Origin of the sequence: Pseudomonas fluorescens (assembly GCF_018614655.1) — a bacterium.
Lineage (GTDB): Bacteria > Pseudomonadota > Gammaproteobacteria > Pseudomonadales > Pseudomonadaceae > Aquipseudomonas > Aquipseudomonas fluorescens_BX.
This window is the reverse complement of the sequence record NZ_JAGGOG010000018.1, coordinates 197,328-213,483: the sequence shown is the minus strand read 5'-3', so window position 1 is coordinate 213,483 and position 16,156 is coordinate 197,328. Positions and strand designations below refer to the sequence as shown.

General features: G+C 59.0%; 16 protein-coding genes. 9 read left to right on the top strand and 7 right to left on the bottom strand.

The annotated features are described in order from the left end of the window. Nucleotides 1-597 (bottom strand): septation protein A, encoded by a 597-nt coding sequence (locus J7E41_RS19045; RefSeq protein ID WP_169355986.1) that lies wholly within the window; start codon nt 595-597, stop codon nt 1-3. 87 nt (nt 598-684) lie between these two features. Here J7E41_RS19045 and J7E41_RS19040 point away from each other — a divergent pair, with 87 nt between their 5' ends. From J7E41_RS19040 to rluB, 5 genes are all read left to right on the top strand, one after another. Continuing rightward, on the top strand, nt 685-1,548 hold the full coding sequence (locus J7E41_RS19040) for a PHP domain-containing protein (RefSeq protein ID WP_214995146.1): 864 nt from the start codon (nt 685-687) through the stop codon (nt 1,546-1,548). A 13-nt stretch (nt 1,549-1,561) separates the two neighbouring features. Continuing rightward, a complete protein-coding gene (locus J7E41_RS19035; RefSeq protein ID WP_214995144.1) occupies nt 1,562-2,191 on the top strand; it encodes an L-threonylcarbamoyladenylate synthase in 630 nt (209 codons plus the stop codon). 120 nt (nt 2,192-2,311) lie between these two features. Beyond that, nucleotides 2,312-3,010: a segregation and condensation protein A gene (locus J7E41_RS19030; RefSeq protein WP_169875663.1), complete on the top strand. Its 699-nt coding sequence runs from the start codon at nt 2,312-2,314 to the stop codon at nt 3,008-3,010. A gap of 12 nt (nt 3,011-3,022) precedes the next feature. Then, complete coding sequence (gene scpB, locus J7E41_RS19025; protein WP_214995142.1) at nt 3,023-3,976, top strand: SMC-Scp complex subunit ScpB; 954 nt, start codon at nt 3,023-3,025, stop codon at nt 3,974-3,976. 328 nt (nt 3,977-4,304) lie between these two features. After that, a complete protein-coding gene (gene rluB, locus J7E41_RS19020) occupies nt 4,305-5,552 on the top strand; it encodes a 23S rRNA pseudouridine(2605) synthase RluB (protein WP_214995140.1) in 1,248 nt (415 codons plus the stop codon). Between the two features lie 130 nt (nt 5,553-5,682). Here rluB and J7E41_RS19015 read toward each other — a convergent pair whose 3' ends face one another. Next, a complete protein-coding gene (locus tag J7E41_RS19015) occupies nt 5,683-6,642 on the bottom strand; it encodes a leucyl aminopeptidase (protein WP_214995138.1) in 960 nt (319 codons plus the stop codon). A gap of 74 nt (nt 6,643-6,716) precedes the next feature. After that, complete coding sequence (locus J7E41_RS19010) at nt 6,717-6,854, bottom strand: hypothetical protein (protein WP_003175756.1); 138 nt, start codon at nt 6,852-6,854, stop codon at nt 6,717-6,719. 919 nt (nt 6,855-7,773) lie between these two features. On the opposite strand from J7E41_RS19010, the gene J7E41_RS19005 reads away from it, so the two are divergent. From J7E41_RS19005 to arfB, 3 genes are all read left to right on the top strand, one after another. Then, complete coding sequence (locus J7E41_RS19005) at nt 7,774-9,192, top strand: amino acid permease (protein WP_214995136.1); 1,419 nt, start codon at nt 7,774-7,776, stop codon at nt 9,190-9,192. A gap of 179 nt (nt 9,193-9,371) precedes the next feature. Beyond that, nucleotides 9,372-10,790: a hypothetical protein gene (locus J7E41_RS19000; RefSeq protein ID WP_214995135.1), complete on the top strand. Its 1,419-nt coding sequence runs from the start codon at nt 9,372-9,374 to the stop codon at nt 10,788-10,790. Nucleotides 10,791-10,868: 78 nt separating this feature from the next. Continuing rightward, nucleotides 10,869-11,282, top strand: coding sequence for an alternative ribosome rescue aminoacyl-tRNA hydrolase ArfB (arfB, locus tag J7E41_RS18995; RefSeq protein WP_065908949.1), 414 nt, complete (start codon nt 10,869-10,871; stop codon nt 11,280-11,282). On the opposite strand, the gene J7E41_RS18990 is transcribed toward arfB, so the two are convergent. The 3 genes from J7E41_RS18990 to J7E41_RS18980 all read right to left on the bottom strand — a co-directional run bounded on the left by J7E41_RS18990 (nt 11,279) and on the right by J7E41_RS18980 (nt 13,448). Continuing rightward, nucleotides 11,279-12,478, bottom strand: a complete 1,200-nt coding sequence (locus J7E41_RS18990; protein WP_214995133.1) for an MFS transporter — start codon at nt 12,476-12,478, stop codon at nt 11,279-11,281. The genes arfB and J7E41_RS18990 overlap by 4 nt on opposite strands. A 93-nt stretch (nt 12,479-12,571) precedes the next feature. Then, nucleotides 12,572-12,760 carry a hypothetical protein gene (locus tag J7E41_RS18985; protein ID WP_214995131.1) on the bottom strand — a complete coding sequence of 63 codons (189 nt, stop codon included), beginning with the start codon at nt 12,758-12,760 and terminating at the stop codon, nt 12,572-12,574. A 376-nt stretch (nt 12,761-13,136) separates the two neighbouring features. Next, nucleotides 13,137-13,448, bottom strand: coding sequence for an Mpo1-like protein (locus J7E41_RS18980; RefSeq protein ID WP_214995129.1), 312 nt, complete (start codon nt 13,446-13,448; stop codon nt 13,137-13,139). Between the two features lie 173 nt (nt 13,449-13,621). Here J7E41_RS18980 and J7E41_RS18975 point away from each other — a divergent pair, with 173 nt between their 5' ends. Next, on the top strand, nt 13,622-14,683 hold the full coding sequence (locus J7E41_RS18975; RefSeq protein ID WP_214995127.1) for an AraC family transcriptional regulator: 1,062 nt from the start codon (nt 13,622-13,624) through the stop codon (nt 14,681-14,683). On the opposite strand, the gene J7E41_RS18970 is transcribed toward J7E41_RS18975, so the two are convergent. Further along, nucleotides 14,640-16,094 carry a TrkH family potassium uptake protein gene (locus tag J7E41_RS18970; protein WP_214995125.1) on the bottom strand — a complete coding sequence of 485 codons (1,455 nt, stop codon included), beginning with the start codon at nt 16,092-16,094 and terminating at the stop codon, nt 14,640-14,642. The genes J7E41_RS18975 and J7E41_RS18970 overlap by 44 nt on opposite strands. Between the last annotated feature and the right edge of the window lie 62 nt (nt 16,095-16,156).

Here is a 16,156-nt window from a genome sequence, read left to right as displayed (position 1 = left end):
TCAGTCCTCGGTTTTCGGCGTGGTAGGGTCGGTGTCATGCAGGTGGCGCGACAGGTAGATGCCTTGGGCGACCAGGAACAGCACGGTCATGCCCAGGCTGCCGAAGACCTTGAAGTCGACCCAGTAGTTCTGAAAGGTAAAGGCGACGAACAGGTTAGCCGCGCCGCAGAACAGGAAAAACGCAATCCAGGCGATGTTCAGGCGAGTCCAGACCGGCTCCGGCAATGTCAGCGCGTGGCCCATGATTCGCTTGATCAGCAGGCGATCACCGATGAAGTGGCTGCCGATGAAGGCCAGGGCGAACAGCCAGTTGACTACCGGGGCTTTCCATTTAAGGAAGGTTTCGCTGTGGAAGGCCAGGGTCAGGCTGCCGAAAACCAGGCAGGCGATCAGGGTCAGCCATTGGCTTTTTTCCAGTTTGCGCTGGGAGATGAAGAGGGCGCCGTAGACCACCAGGGAGCTGATGATCAGCACCGCGGTGGCGCTGTAGATGCCACCGACCGTCAGCTCATGGCCTGCGATATCGATGACCCGAGGGTCGAGCTTGTAGACGATGAAAAACAGTAACAGCGGGATGAAGTCGATGAATTGTTTCACAGTAAGAGCCAGAAGCTGGATGTGGCGGCATAATAACAAACATCCTTGGTAGCGAAAGCGCCAGCTGACTTGAGGTTACACACTCCCGTGAATGTTGATTTGCACTGCCACAGCACGGCCTCCGACGGCGCCCTGGCGCCCGCGGTACTGGTTGCGCGTGCGTTTGAAAAAGGCGTGCGAGTCCTGGCGTTGACCGACCACGACACCCTCGAAGGCCTGGAAGAGGCCCGCGTTGCGGCGAATACCCTGGGGATGCAACTGGTCAATGGCGTTGAATTGTCCTGCACCTGGGGCGGCGCAACCATTCATGTACTGGGCTATGGTTTTGACGTAAACGCGCCGCCACTGGTGGAGGCCATCGCCAAATTGCACGATGGCCGCTGGCTGCGGTCCGAAGAAATAAGCCGAAAACTGGCGCTCAAGGGTATGCCCAACGGTCTGGATGGCGCCCGCGCCATTCAGCAGGAACTGGGGGATAGCGGCAACGCGCCGGCCCGTCCGCATTTTGCCGACTGGATGGTGCGTGAAGGTTTTGTAAAGGATCGCGCCGAGGCGTTCCGAAAATGGCTGGGGGCGGGCAAGCTGGGGGACGTCAAGCAACACTGGCCAACCCTGGAGGACACCGTCGCCACGTTGCGCGCGGCAGGCGCCTGGGTCAGCCTGGCGCATCCCTGGCACTACGACTTTACTCGTAGTAAACGCCGCAAACTGATTGGCGACTATATTCAAGCGGGTGGCCACGCCATCGAAGTGGTCAACGGGCATCAACCCGCCGAGCAGGTGGGCAGCCTGGCGATTCTGGCCCGTGAGTTCGGACTGCTGGTGAGTGCCGGCAGTGATTTCCATGGCCCTGGCGGCTGGTCGGAGATTGGCGAATACCGTCAACTCCCGGAAGATTTGCCGCCCCTTTGGTGTCGGTTCAAGCATGACCCCATTATTGCCACCGTCTGAACAGGTAGAGAACGTGAGTCAATTTTTCCAGATTCATCCGGAAAACCCGCAAGCGCGCCTGATCAAACAGGCGGCGGAGATCATCCGTGCCGGCGGCGTGGTGATCTATCCCACGGACTCGTCGTACGCCATCGGTTGCCAGATCGGCGACAAAAACGCCGTTGAACGGGTAAGACGCCTTCGTAACCTGGACAAAAATCACAACTTCGCGCTGATTTGCAGCGACCTTTCCCAGTTGGGGTTGTTCGCCAAGGTCGACACCGGCACCTTCCGACTGCTCAAGGCCCACACGCCGGGGCCCTACACCTTCATTCTCAACGCCACCCGCGAAGTGCCGCGCCTGTTGCTGCACCCGAAGAAGCGCACCATCGGCTTGCGGGTTCCGGAGCACCCGATTGCGCTGGCGCTGTTGGAGGAACTGGGCGAACCGTTGATGAGCGTGTCGCTGATCCTGCCTGGGGAAACCGAGCCCTTGTACGACCCCTACGAAATGCGTCGGTTGCTGGAAAAACACGTCGACCTGATCATTGACGGTGGCTACGGCGGCAACAAGGCCTCCACCGTGATCAACCTGGCCGATGGCGAGCCGGAAGTGGTCCGCGTCGGTTGCGGCGACCCGGCCCCGTTCATGGTCGAGGCCTGAATGTCGGTCGTGGAAACCGTCGACAGCCAGGCCGGCGCCCAGCAGGAGCTGCCATTCGCCATGGTCTACGGCCAGGCGGTCATGGAAATGCCCCTGGACCTGTACATTCCGCCGGATGCCCTGGAAGTCTTCCTCGAAGCCTTCGAAGGCCCGCTGGACTTGCTGCTGTACCTGATCCGCAAGCAGAACATCAACATTCTCGACATTCCGGTGGCGGAAATCACCCGTCAGTACATGGGCTATGTCGAATTGATGCAGTCGGTGCGCCTGGAACTGGCCGCCGAGTACCTGGTGATGGCCGCGATGTTGGCGGAGATCAAGTCGCGCATGCTGTTGCCGCGTTCGGAGACCATCGAAGCGGAAGAGGATGACCCGCGCGCCGAACTGATCCGACGCTTGCAGGAATACGAGCGCTTCAAGGCCGCGGCCGAAGGCATTGACGGCCTGAGCCGGGTCGGTCGTGATGTGGTGGTGCCCAAGCTTGATGCCCCGGAAGCGCGGGCGCGCAAGCTGTTGCCGGATGTGAGCCTGGAAGAATTGCTGATGTCCATGGCCGAGGTGCTGCGCCGTGGCGATATGTTTGAAAGCCATCAGGTCAGCCGTGAAGCCTTGTCCACCCGCGAGCGCATGAGCGATGTGCTGGAGCGCCTCAAAGGCGGCGGTTTCGTGCCCTTTGTCGAGTTGTTTACCAAAGAAGAAGGGCGCCTGGGGGTGGTGGTGACGTTTATGGCGATCCTCGAACTGGTCAAGGAATCCTTGGTCGAGCTGGTACAGAATGAGCCTTTTGCGGCTATCCACGTGCGGGCGCGAGCCGAATAAAGAGCTGAATCGATGAATTTGACTGAACCCCGCGAACTGGCCCCGTTGCTGGAGGCTTTTCTCCTGGCCTCGGGCAAGCCGCAATCCCTGGAGCGCTTGTTCGAGCTGTTTGAAGAGGCTGAGCGCCCGGAACCGCCGGTGTTCAAGAAGGCCTTGGAGATCCTGCGCAAGTCCTGCGATGGCCGGGCGTTCGAACTGCGCGAGGTTGCTTCGGGCTACCGCCTGCAAATCCGCGAGAAATTCTCGCCGTGGGTCGGCCGCTTGTGGGAAGAGCGCCCGCAGCGTTATTCGCGGGCGATGCTGGAGACCATGGCACTGATCGCCTATCGCCAACCCATCACCCGTGGCGAGATCGAAGACGTGCGGGGCGTGGCGGTCAACAGCCATATTGTCAAGACATTGCTGGAGCGTGAGTGGATCCGCATCGTTGGCTACCGTGATGTGCCCGGGAAGCCCGCGATGTTTGCCACCACCAAAGTGTTTCTCGATCACTTCAACCTGAAGAACCTCGACGACTTGCCACCCCTGGCCGAGCTGCGGGAAATAGAGCCGGATCCGATATTGGACTTCGACGACGTGCCGGTGCCTGCTGCGTTGCAGGAACTGGCCGATGCCAGTGCCGAGCCGGAAGAGCCCAAGGATGAAACCAGTTTCCATACGTTGTTGCTGGAACTGGATGATATGGAACAGGGGATCAAGACCGACTTCGACGATTTGCTGCGCGATGGAGTGAGCGAGCCTGATCCGGAAATGACGGTGAATGTTGAAGTCGAGGCTGAGGTCGAGGTTGATGACGCTGAGCCCGAACCCGAACCCGAGGAAGACATCCTCGGTGTGGCCGAAGCCCGGGAGAAACTCCTGGCCGCCGTGGCCGCTCTTGAGCAGCCGGAACTGAGTGATGAAGAGGCCGAGGCCCAGGCATTGGCCGAGGCCATTGAAAATGAGCGCCGCCAATTCGAAGAGTGACCCGATCTGTCAGGCTCCGCTGAACCCCAATGTGGGAGCGGCGGTGCGACGATTCGACTTGCTCGCGAAAGCGGAGTGTCAGCCAATACATGTATGACTGACCCACCGCTTTCGCGAGCAAGCCCGCTCCCACATGGGGACCAACTTCGTCCAGGAAAGCCACCGGTCGGCGGAAAAACAAATGATCCAGCGCTTCTCGACTAGTCTCTGATGCGCAACGCTCGCCATGAGCGTATGATTCGCGACCCTTTGGCGATGCGTTCGCCAACAGCCCAGCTTTTACTATCTTCAGGCCAAGCCTGAATCGACACACCGGGAGGTGCTTAAGATGAGTGACCAAGACCAGAAAGACAGCCAGGAAATTGGCCCTGCAGGCGAAAAGCTGCAGAAAGTCCTCGCCCGTATCGGCGTCGGCTCGCGCCGTGACGTAGAAGCCTGGATCACCCAAAAGCGAATCAAGGTCAATGGCGTTGAAGCCACCCTTGGCCAGCGCGTCGACCTGCACGACGCCATCACCATTGATGGCAAGGTCATCAAGCGTGAAGAGGCCGCCGAATCGGTGCGCCGCGTCATCATGTACAACAAGCCTGATGGCGAAATCTGCACCCGTGACGACCCGGAAGGCCGTCCTACCGTATTCGACAAGATGCCGCGCCCTAAAGAAGGTCGCTGGATCAACATCGGTCGTCTCGACATCAACACCACTGGCCTGCTGATGTTCACCACCGACGGTGAACTGGCCAACCGCCTGATGCACCCGTCCTACGAAATGGACCGCGAATACGCGGTACGTGTACGGGGCGAAGTCGATGACGAGATGATCGAGCGCCTGAAAGCCGGCGTCGTGCTGGAAGATGGCCCGGCCAGGTTCACCGACATCAAGCAGGCGCCAGGCGGCGAAGGCTTCAACCATTGGTACCACTGCGTAGTGATGGAAGGCCGTAACCGTGAAGTGCGTCGTCTGTGGGAGTCCCAGGGCTTGGTGGTCAGCCGCCTGAAGCGCGTGCGTTTCGGTCCGGTGTTCCTCAACTCCGACCTGCCGATGGGTCGCTGGCGCGAAATGAGCCAGTACGAAGTCGACATTCTGAGTGCTGAAGTGGGCTTGACGCCTGTAGCCATGCCGCAGATGAACGCCAAGAGCAAAGACAAGCTTGAGCGTATGCAGCGTAAATCGTCGCGCCCAGTGGCTCGCACCGAGCGTGTTGCACGCACTGTACGCCCAGCCTTGGATGCACCGGCTACTGGCGGTCGCATCTCCCGTGAACCGCACGTGGAAGGTGATCGTCGTCCGTCGGCACCTGCTCGTCAGGACGGTGAGCGTGCTCCACGCACGCCGCGCCCGGCAGGTCGTGGTGATGCGCCAGCGGGCGGTCGCAGTAACCGTGGCGAGTCGGGTCGTGGTGCTCCGGCGACGGATCGCCCGGCTGACAGTGCCAGCACCAAGCGCCCAGCCAAGCCTGCGCCGAAAAAGCGCCCAGCGCTGAAGTTGGTAGACGATGCACCCTCGGGCAAGCGCCGTGGCGCGCCGGCCGGTTCGGGTCAGCGTCCAGGTTTTGGTCGCAAGAAGCCGCAGTGATGCTGTAAGCACTGCACAAAAACGCCAACCCTAGGGTTGGCGTTTTTTTTGGCGAATGGTTTGGAATGCAATCTGCCAAACAACAACGATCAACTGTGGGAGCGGCTCCCACCCGGATCTCCTGTGTTTTCTAGAACACAAACGCCCCATCAAATACCGGCTTATCATCCAGCGCCAACACCCCGCTGGCAAAAATCAAATCCAAGTGATGGCTGCCTTTCTGCCCGCCGCCCAACCCAAGATGCAATCCGCAATGGCGCTCCTCGAAGCCAGCATTGCGCGCATACAGATCCTTCACCCCTTCATTGGTGCCGATGCCCAGCTCTTCCACCCGCCGGTTGGAGGGGTTGGCATTCAGGTACTTGTTGAAGTCATCGGCCAGCCCTGGCACGTCACTGGCGACGGAGCAGATGGTCGAGTTCTCGATCCACAACTCCAGCGGTGACTGCAATACCCCGTATTTACGGGCGAAGGGGATGGTGCTGAGAAAGGTGCCGACAAATCGCACTTGGCCGTTGATGGCTTCGCTGTGGGTGGCAATTTCACCGGGCGCCAGGTCGTGGTTGCCGACGCCGTTGATATTGGTCCACTTCTTGATGCTGCTCATGGGTGCTTCAAGGCGTGAGCCGTGCTCATCGGTGAAGCTCAGCACGCTGGCCTGGGACATGCGACGGATCAGTGTGGCATTGAGGTCAGCAATGCGTTGCGGGGCGACGCTGAAGGTGTCGTAGAAGTAGTCGCCATAGTCTTTGAGCAACAGGGACTTTTTCCAGTGCTCGGCCATGATGCCTTGTAAGGCGCGGATAAAGTCGGGGCCTTCTGCCCGGGGATTGGGCAAGGTCGAGGAATCGTAGAGAAACATGTACAGGTCGCAGTCTTCGATGGACTTGGCCAGGACTTCGCTGGGTTCCAGGTCCAGGCGCTGCACCTTGAAGTCAAAGCGCGCGGCACTGCTTTGGGTGATGGCGTGGGTGATGGCCTCGTAGCGCTCGGTATGGCCCAGGAGCACGGTTGGGCGGTGAAGGCCAGTCAGGGCCGGGTGATGTGCCAGGTAATAGAGAAAATGTTCGACGGCGCGGGCCTTGTCCATGACGTCCATCCTTCAAAGCCTTCGGGAAAGTGGCAGATGCAGCGGACTGCACCTGCCTGGATGCCTGCCTGGTGTTAGAAAGGCCACATCGCGGTGCCGAACGGCACAACGGCGTCAGCTTGCATCATTTCAACGGCGGCCTCATGGGTCGGCGCTTCAAACCAATCGTCGAGTTGCAGTTCGGTTTCCAGGTCGTTTTCCAGTGCTTGCATGGTGTATCTCCTAGAGGACGTTGTTTGAGACGGAGCTTGTCAGCGGGCTGCGCCGAGCAAGTGGAAAGAACCTAGATTAGAGTGTTTCCGAATGCAAAAAATATATTGACACCGTTCCATTTGGATTTTTTATTCTGTTTTTATGGCGATATTTTTATTAATGAAAAACAGATGGCTAGGTGGGTTTATCGGTCAGGAAATGTCCTACCGTCAATTTCTCGTTATCTGACGAATCTATGTCATCTGTCCCGGATATGTGCCACATCGTAACGATTACTTTACGAAAATAGCCCTCGAAGACACAGGTTGTGGAAGAGGAGAAGCGCTGTAAGGAAAACCTGACGACAGGTAGATTCCAAAGCCTTCGGCAGGGTCCTGGGCCTCTTGTTTCGGCTCGCGGCAAAGGCTGTGATGGTGTCGTGCCACGTGCGGTACACCACAACAAGAAGGAGGCGCAATGAACGCCGTATTGCCAAATGATCCCGCCGATTCCCTCGCGCCCGCAGGCCTCATGCGCCGCCTGTCTTCAACGCCCGTGCCCGCAAAGCCCCTGAATAGACCTTTACCGTAAACGCCGGTGTCCGCCCGAACGGTGTTGGCGGTGTACAATGCGCGGCGTTTTACTGTGACCCAACTGCGTATCCGCGCATTTTGCGCCCGTCGGCTGTCGTGATGCCCTTGTGCTCATCGCTGCACCCAAAGGCCAATACCTCAGGGCTATCCGCCTTGTTCACTCCGCCTGGCCACAAGCCAGCCGGGTTCGATTTCGTCACAGATAAAAACAAACAGGTGACGCATGACCGCTAGAAAGACGCTGAACTCCTGGTGCCTGCGCTGGGGTTTGATCGGCGCTGCTTGAGTCCGTTTCAAAGCAGCAACGTGCAACGAACATCATCAAACCTTGCGTGAGACCCTTTTCATGAGTGGACCCAACTCGCATTCAGGCGAGCTAAAACGCGGCCTGAAAAATCGCCATATTCAACTGATCGCCCTCGGTGGCGCGATCGGTACCGGCCTGTTCCTGGGCTCGGCCGGGGTGCTGAAATCCGCCGGCCCATCGATGATCCTGGGCTACGCCATTTGCGGTTTTATCGCCTTCATGATCATGCGCCAACTGGGCGAAATGATCGTTGAAGAGCCGGTAGCCGGCTCCTTCAGCCACTTTGCCCACAAGTACTGGGGCGGCTTCGCCGGCTTCCTGTCGGGCTGGAACTGCTGGATTCTGTACATCCTGGTGGGTATGTCAGAGCTGACAGCTGTCGGTAAATACGTGCACTACTGGTGGCCGGAGATTCCGACCTGGGTCTCGGCTGCAGCCTTTTTTGTGCTGATCAACGTGATCAACCTGGCCAACGTCAAAGTCTTCGGTGAAGCCGAGTTCTGGTTTGCCATCATCAAGGTAGTGGCCATCGTCGGCATGATCGCCCTGGGCAGTTACTTGCTGGTCAGCGGTACCGGCGGGCCACAGGCCTCGGTGACCAACCTGTGGGAACACGGCGGGTTCTTCCCTCATGGTGTCGGCGGGTTGGTGATGGCCATGGCGATCATCATGTTCTCCTTCGGCGGCCTGGAAATGCTCGGTTTCACGGCTGCTGAAGCGGACAAGCCACGCACCGTGATCCCCAAGGCGATCAATCAGGTGATCTACCGGATCCTGATTTTCTACATCGGCGCCCTGGTGGTGCTGTTGTCGTTAACGCCGTGGGACAGTTTGTTGGCGAGCCTCAACGCCTCGGGTGATGCTTACAGCGGTAGCCCGTTTGTGCAGGTGTTCTCGATGTTGGGCAGCAACACGGCTGCGCATATCCTCAACTTCGTGGTGTTGACGGCGGCGCTGTCGGTATATAACAGCGGCACTTACTGCAACAGCCGCATGCTGCTGGGTATGGCTGAGCAGGGGGATGCGCCCAAGGGCCTGGCGAAGATCGACAAGCGTGGGGTGCCCGTGCGGTCGATTCTGGCGTCGGCGGCGGTGACCTTGGTGGCCGTTTTGATGAACTACCTGATTCCGCAACATGCGCTGGAATTGCTGATGTCGCTGGTGGTTGCGACGCTGGTGATTAACTGGGCGATGATCAGTTTTTCGCACTTCAAGTTTCGTCAGCATATGGATCGGACGGGGCAGGTGCCGTTGTTCAAGGCGCTTTGGTATCCGTATGGAAACTATGTCTGCCTGGCGTTTGTAGCGTTTATCCTGTGCATCATGTTGATGATTCCGGGAATCCAGATCTCGGTGTATGCGATTCCGGTTTGGGTGCTGTTTATGTGGGTGTGTTATTGCATCAAGAATAAGCGCAAGGCTCAGGAAACTCTGAGTACAGCCTCGGTGCTTAAATAGGCTCAGGCGATAAATAACAAACCCGGCCATGTGCCGGGTTTGTTTGTTCAGGCAGCCTCATTCCAGCGTCCCTACAAAACTCATCAGTCCTAAATCAGCAAATGGCTACAGAAACAAAGGCCCAGCAGGTGATAAATAACCGTCGAGATTCTGCCCCCAATCGGTGAGGATATTTCCCCATGATCACGACATCACCCTTTTATCCGCAGGTGTTGCATGGGCCCGCACTTGATCCGAGTATGCATCAGAGCAATAACGTTACCGAGAACAAGCAGCTAGAGGCCAATCTTGGCCGAGTGGCCAGTGAAAGCCCGGCAGCCCACAAAACGGTGGATGCCTTGCTTTCAAGCGTGACCAGGCTGTTTACGTTAGTCGAAGGTAGTGAGCTGAAAGCCAGAGCAAAGATGCTCGCCAGTTACTCACTGGACTCTCCCAGTTTTGGGGTGATTGGCCAGTTGGGTGCCGGTGGTTTCACCCGCATCCTTGATGAGGCGCGCCATGGCGGGGTAGACCGCCACCGCAGCGGGCAAGAGCCACTGACACTGCGAGAAAAGGCCACCGCCTTTTTCAACCTGAGCAACTCGCCTTACTTTCGAGAAACCATGGAGCGTATTCACGGTTCGCCCGAGTTGAAAGAACAGGCTGGCGCAATTATTGATATTCGCTATCTGGAGTCAAAACAATTCGGGCCTGCGCGGGGCAGCAGCAAGGAGCTGCCATTACCCGACCAACTGGCGCTTTATACATTCAAAAATGAAAGCACTCAGGATGCTTCGAAAAACGCGCATCTCTATGAGCAAATCAAGGAGGTGAACGGCCAGCCTGTGGTGAGCAATCCAGCCAAGGCAGGTGCCAGTTTGACTAAAGTGCAGAATGATTTCCGTGAAGCCCTACCCCTTGCGAACAAGGTTTGGACGTCGGCCGCTGACCTGAAGAGTGATCAGCGGTTAACCTCCCGTGAGTTTGATTTTGCGCGTCTCAATCCACGTAATCGCATGGATCGGGACGACGGCCAGTTTGGCCATCAAGGCCCGATAAAAAGTTTTACATCCTTGCCCCTCGAGCAAACGGTGGTTCCTCGGGGCAATGGCTTTGCGGTCTGGCAAGTGAAGCAAGACACCGGCTTTGCGCGCGACGCGGTGTTGCAGGCGAAACCAGTCGTGGCAGGACCCTCCGGTACTAGCGACCGCTTTATGACGGCTGCCCGTCTTTTGGGTAATGGCCTGATTAACGAACTGGGCCTCAACTCACCCAAGGCCGGAGAGTCCCACTCGCAAAGTGAGGCCAGGGCACAGCGGGAAATGAAAGAACTGGTGCGCTGGATGGCTACCGGCTACCTGGTGGACGACAATCACCACTCCATGGTTGAGGTCAACCTGGGCGCTGCCAACCACGGTCTTGCGGCGCAATGGGGGGAGGAGCTATACCGCGAACCCTTTACCGCGCCGATCAATACCCGCCAATTCTCTATCTCCAACGCCGACGTCGCACGAGAGTTGGAATGGCAACCGGCAGTGACGACCCATTATGAGAAGTTTCGACATGACTTGCAGGGTGGCAATCGTGCAACGGTGACGCCTGATGGACGGGTGCTCTGATCCCCGGGCCGCCTGGCCGCAGCCGCGGCGACATTCGCGTATCCTTGGGTTCTTCTGACCCAAGGATCCAAGCCCTTCATGCTGGTGATTTCCAACAACGTGCACCTCCCCGACGCTGAGATCGAGTTGACCGCCATCCGTGCCCAAGGCGCCGGTGGCCAAAACGTCAACAAAGTCTCCAGCGCCGTGCACCTGCGCTTCGACATCCCGGCCTCATCATTGCCGGAGTTCTACAAGGAGCGCCTGCTGGCCCTACGCGACAGCCGCATCACCAGCGAAGGTGTACTGATCCTCAAAGCCCAGCAATACCGAACCCAGGAACAGAACCGCGCCGATGCCCTGGAGCGTCTGGTGGAGTTGATCCTCAGTGCCACCAAGGTCGAAAAGAAGCGCCGCCCTACCAAGCCTACCTTGGGCTCAAAAAAGCGTCGCCTTGAATCCAAGACCAAGCGCGGCAGCATCAAGGCCGGCCGCGGCAAGGTCGATTTCTAAGTCGCTTCCCGCGCTTCCCGAGACTTCGGCGCCTGCCGGTACAAATACAGGCTGAGCAGCAAGCCGCCAAACGCCGCGATGGCCGCAAACAGGAAGATCGACGCAAAGCCGAACCCCGCCGCAATCGCCCCGGCCAATGGCCCGGTGATCCCCAGGGACAAATCTATAAACAACGAATACGCCCCCACTGCCGCGCCACGGCTGGACGCTGGCACCAGATTGACCGCTTCCACTCCCAGCGCCGGAAACACCAGGGAAAAGCCGAACCCGCTCAAGGCCGCGCCAGCCAATGCCAGGTGGGCGTCCGGCGCCAGCCACAACAACAGCAGGCCCAGGGTTTCCACCGACAGGCAGGCAATCGCCACGCGAAAGCCGCCGATCCGGTTGATCAGGTTACCGAACAGCAGTCGTGCGCCGATAAAGCTGGCACCGAACAAGCTCAGGCACAGCACTGCGTTGTCCCAGTGCTGGGTGGCGTAATACAGGGTGATAAAGGTGGCGATGGTGCCAAAGCCGATGGAACCCAGGGCCAGCCCGCAACCATGGGGCAACACGCGCCCCAGTACGTGCAGGAACGGCAAGCGTTCCCCCATGACAATGGGCGCTGCGACTTTCGGCCAGGCCAGCACCAGTCCCACCACAGCCAGCAGGATAATGCTGACCCCCATGCTCCACAGCCCCAGGTGGCTGACCAGCAGCACGCCCAGCGGCGCGCCGACGGCCAGTGCGCCGTAGCTGGCGATACCGTTCCAGGAGATGACCTTGGCGGTATTCGCCGCACCCACCCGGCCGATGCCCCAACCGATCGAGCCGGAGCCCACCAGGCTTTCGGCGCTGCCCAGCACCAGGCGGCCGATCAACAGGCTCGTCAGGCTCCAGGCCGGCTGGCTTGTTAGCCAGGCCGAGAGCAGCATGAACACACCGCTCAAGCCACAACCCGCCAGGCCGTACATCACTGCGCGTTTGCTGCCGAGGTTGTCGATGATCCGGCCGGCATAGGGTCGGCTCAGCAGCGTGGCCAGGTACTGCACGCTGATCACCAGCCCGGCGATCACCGCGCCGAAGCCCAGGTCGCTATGGACATAGCCCGGCAGTACGGCCAGGGGAATGCCGATATTCAGGTAGCCGATAAAGGTGAAGAGGACGATGGAAACGACTTGCAGCGTGACCGCCATGGGGCGCTGGGTATCTGGCATGGGGAGAGGTCCACTGTTGCAGCAGGAAAAGATAGGCTGCTTATGATACCGATGGTTTTGCCTGGGCGGGGGGGCAAAACATAAAACGCTTGATCAAAGTTTGGGAGTGGCGGGGTTCAGCAATTGCGTGGTCACCAGGGCGGCGAGGGCGTTTTCCTGGGTGCCGAAGCGCTTGAGTAGCAAGGCTTGTTTTTCCGGGCTGAGGCGGTTCCAGACGTCGACCATCTGCAAGGCAGCGTCGAGCAAGGCGTTGTCGGGCGCGTCGTTGGCGTTGTGGGGCATGGCATCTGTCTCGGGTGATTCAGGCGGTGTGGAAAGCGCGCAATGTAACGCTTTCCACACGGTCTGGGTACGGCGCTCAGTCCTGGCTTTCGCTGTCGACTGGTTTTGCTTGCACAGGCTCAGGTTGTTTGCTGCTGGCCTGTTGCGGGGTTGGCTGCTCAGTTTCGTGCAGGCTTGGGAAGGGGAGATTAGGTATTTCGTGCATCGTCGTCGCTCCTCGCAAGGTCTGTTTTTTCAATCGCAGGTGATTCCGCGCTTTCAAAAAGCCTTGGCAGGATACAGCACTGTAAATGACAAAAAGATTTTTATATCGACAAATGGACCAACCTTCATCGGGTAGGCGCAAGTGACAAGGGGTCACACCCAGGCAGAGAGCCTAAAACGGCACCTTGCCCAGAATCATGTCGCGGTACATCACAAAATCCCCCAGCAGGCTGTAAAACGGATGCTGGAAGGTGGCGGGACGGTTTTTCTCAAAGAAGAAATGGCCGGCCCAGGCAAAGCTGTAACCGGCCACCGGCAATGCCAACAACAGCCACCAGGCGCCCTTGCCGACGGCAAATGCCAGAATAAAAATGACCAGGCTGGTGCCGATGAAATGCAGGCGGCGGCAGGTGCTGTTGCCGTGTTCGCCCAGGTAATAGGGATAAAACTCTGCAAAGCTATTGAATTGTTTGACGTTTTCCACGATGGCCGGCCCTCTGTTTATTGTTCCGCCCAGCAGATGCTCGGCGGGGAGCTTATTTGAGTCTAGAGTCATCGGGCGTAACAGCCAGTGACAATAGATGCCACTTTAGTATCCTTGGGTTCCTGGCTGTAGTTTCAGCCTGCCTTATCAAGAATGCGTGTCAAGAAAACGCCATGAGCGAACGAACAACTTCTGCAAGCTGGGCGATGGGGATAGTCAAGGCACTGGAGATGGACGGCTTGGATTGCCGTGTCTTGTTCAAGCAGCTTGGCCTGGACTATGCCGCCCTGGAAGACCCCGATGCGCGTTTCCCGCAGGATTCCATAACGCGGCTCTGGCAGCGGGCGGTGGAGTTGTCGGGCAACCCGGCGATTGGCCTGAACATGGGCAAGGTGGTGCGCCCGGCGTCGTTTCATGTGGCCGGTTATGCCTTGATGTCCAGTCGTACCCTGGCTGAAGGCTTCATGCGCCTGGTGCGTTATCAACGAATCATTGCTGAAAGCGCCGACTTGAGTTTCCGACTCTTGCCCGAAGGCTATGCGCTGATTCTTACGGTACACGGCGATCACTTGCCACCCACCCGGCAAAGTGCCGAAGCGTCTCTGGCCAGTGCCCTGGCGCTGTGCGGCTGGTTGACTGGGCGTACCCTGCAGCCGCGCAAAGTGCTGGTACAGGGTGATCAGCCGGCGGACCTTGAACCGTACAAAAAAGCTTTCCATTCGCCGCTGGTGTTCAACGCACCTTATGACGCGCTGATTTTCGAGCGCGCGGACATGGAGGCCCCGTTGCCCACGGCAAACGAGGCTATGGCACTGTTACATGATCGTTTTGCCGGCGAATACCTGGCGCGCTTTTCGGAGAGTCGGGTGACCCATCGGGCGCGGCAGGTGTTGTGTCGACTGTTGCCCCAGGGCGAGCCCAAGCGCGAAGTGGTGGCCCAGACCCTGCACCTGTCCCAGCGCACCTTGCAACGGCGGTTGCAGGAGGAGGGCACCAGTTTTCAGACCCTGCTGGACGACACCCGCCGCGAACTGGCGGAGCAATATCTGGCGCAGCCGACCATGACCCTGCTGGAAATTGCCTATTTGCTGGGGTTTGCCGATCCGAGCAACTTCTTCCGGGCCTTCCGCCGCTGGTTCGACGCTACGCCCGGCGAGTACCGGGCGCGGTTGCTGGAAGCGTCAGCGCTGATCAGTGCCGCCAGAACGCCGGAATACACAGCACAAACACCGTAATGATCTCCAGTCGGCCCAGGAGCATACCCAGGGACAGGATCCACTTGGCCGCGTCCGGCAGGCTGGCGAAGTTGCCGGCCGGGCCGATGGTTTCTCCCAGGCCCGGGCCGACGCCGGACACGGTGCTGGCAGCGCCGGTCAATGCGGTCATCCAGTCCAGGCCCAGCAGCGACAGGGCCAAGGCGATCGCGCAGATGGTGATGGCGAAGAAAAACGAAAAGGTCAGGATCGAACGAACGATTTCTTCATCCAGGCGATGGCCGTTGTACTTTTGCTTGATTACCGCCCGTGGGTGAATCAGTTGATTCAGGTTAGCCTTGAGCAGGATGTAGGCTACCTGGAAGCGGAAGATCTTGATCCCGCCCGCCGTGGAACCCGAGCAGCCGCCGATAAAGCCCAAGTAGAAGAACAGCATCAGTGAGAAGTTTCCCCACATGCTGTAGTCCCCGAGAGCAAAACCAGTCGTGGTCACGACCGATGTGACGTTCAGTGCCACATGGCGCAGGGCGTCCAGCCAGTGCAAGTTGGTGGTCCACCAGTACCAGGTGCCCAGCACCAGCCAGGTCACCAGCAGCAATCCGAGCAAGCCTTGCACCTGTTGATCCTTGATCAGCGCCCGGCGATTGCCGCGCAACATGGCCACATACAGGGTGAACGGCAGGGCGCCGAGGATCATCACCACAACCGCCACCCAATGCACCGCCGGCTGTTTCCAGTGGGCCAGGGATTCGTCGGAGGTGGAGAATCCGCCGGTGGAAATCGCCGACATCGCATGGTTGATGGCATCGAACAAACTCATGCCGGCCCACCAGAAGGCCAAGCTGCCGAGGATGGTAATGCCGACATAGGCCGCCACAATCAGGCGCGCCACCATGTGGGAGCGAGGCATCACTTTTTCCGAGCGGTCCGAGGATTCAGTCTGGAACAGACGCATGCCACCGATGCGCAGCAGCGGCAGGATCGCCACGGCCATGCCGATAAAACCGATGCCACCGAGCCAGTGCAACAACGAGCGCCACATCAGGATCCCGGGGGACATGCTGTCCAGGCCGCTGAGTACCGTGGAGCCGGTGGCGGTGATGCCGGACATGCTTTCAAAGAAGGAGTCGGTGTAGCTGATGTGCTGGGTCAGCAGGAACGGCAGCGCGGCGAAGATGCACACCAACACCCAACTGGAGACCGTCAGCAGGTACATGTCTCGGGGGCGCAGGTGCACGTGCTCCGGGCGACCGGGTATCACCAGGGCGAGGCCGGCGAGGAAGGTGATCATGCTGGCCCAGAGAAACGACGGCAGGTCGCTGGTACGTTCGAAAATGACCAGTGTCGCCATCGGCACGACCATGGCGATCGCGAGGGTGATCAGGAAGATGCCGATAATGAAACCGATCATTCGTAAGGTCGGCAACGCCATGAGGTCCGCTCGGTGACAGGGAAAGGCGCCATTCTACCTGCGGTGCAGGGCATGTAAACCAA

Coding starts and splice junctions, on each gene's coding strand:
- J7E41_RS18975 (WP_214995127.1), top strand. CDS start 13,622: ATGAGCGAACGAACAACTTCTGCAAGCTGGGCGATGGGGATAGTCAAG.
- J7E41_RS18970 (WP_214995125.1), bottom strand. CDS start 16,094: ATGGCGTTGCCGACCTTACGAATGATCGGTTTCATTATCGGCATCTTC.
- rluB (WP_214995140.1), top strand. CDS start 4,305: ATGAGTGACCAAGACCAGAAAGACAGCCAGGAAATTGGCCCTGCAGGC.
- J7E41_RS19010 (WP_003175756.1), bottom strand. CDS start 6,854: ATGCAAGCACTGGAAAACGACCTGGAAACCGAACTGCAACTCGACGAT.
- J7E41_RS19015 (WP_214995138.1), bottom strand. CDS start 6,642: ATGGACAAGGCCCGCGCCGTCGAACATTTTCTCTATTACCTGGCACAT.
- J7E41_RS19000 (WP_214995135.1), top strand. CDS start 9,372: ATGATCACGACATCACCCTTTTATCCGCAGGTGTTGCATGGGCCCGCA.
- scpB (WP_214995142.1), top strand. CDS start 3,023: ATGAATTTGACTGAACCCCGCGAACTGGCCCCGTTGCTGGAGGCTTTT.
- J7E41_RS19005 (WP_214995136.1), top strand. CDS start 7,774: ATGAGTGGACCCAACTCGCATTCAGGCGAGCTAAAACGCGGCCTGAAA.
- J7E41_RS18985 (WP_214995131.1), bottom strand. CDS start 12,760: ATGCCCCACAACGCCAACGACGCGCCCGACAACGCCTTGCTCGACGCT.
- J7E41_RS18990 (WP_214995133.1), bottom strand. CDS start 12,478: ATGCCAGATACCCAGCGCCCCATGGCGGTCACGCTGCAAGTCGTTTCC.
- arfB (WP_065908949.1), top strand. CDS start 10,869: ATGCTGGTGATTTCCAACAACGTGCACCTCCCCGACGCTGAGATCGAG.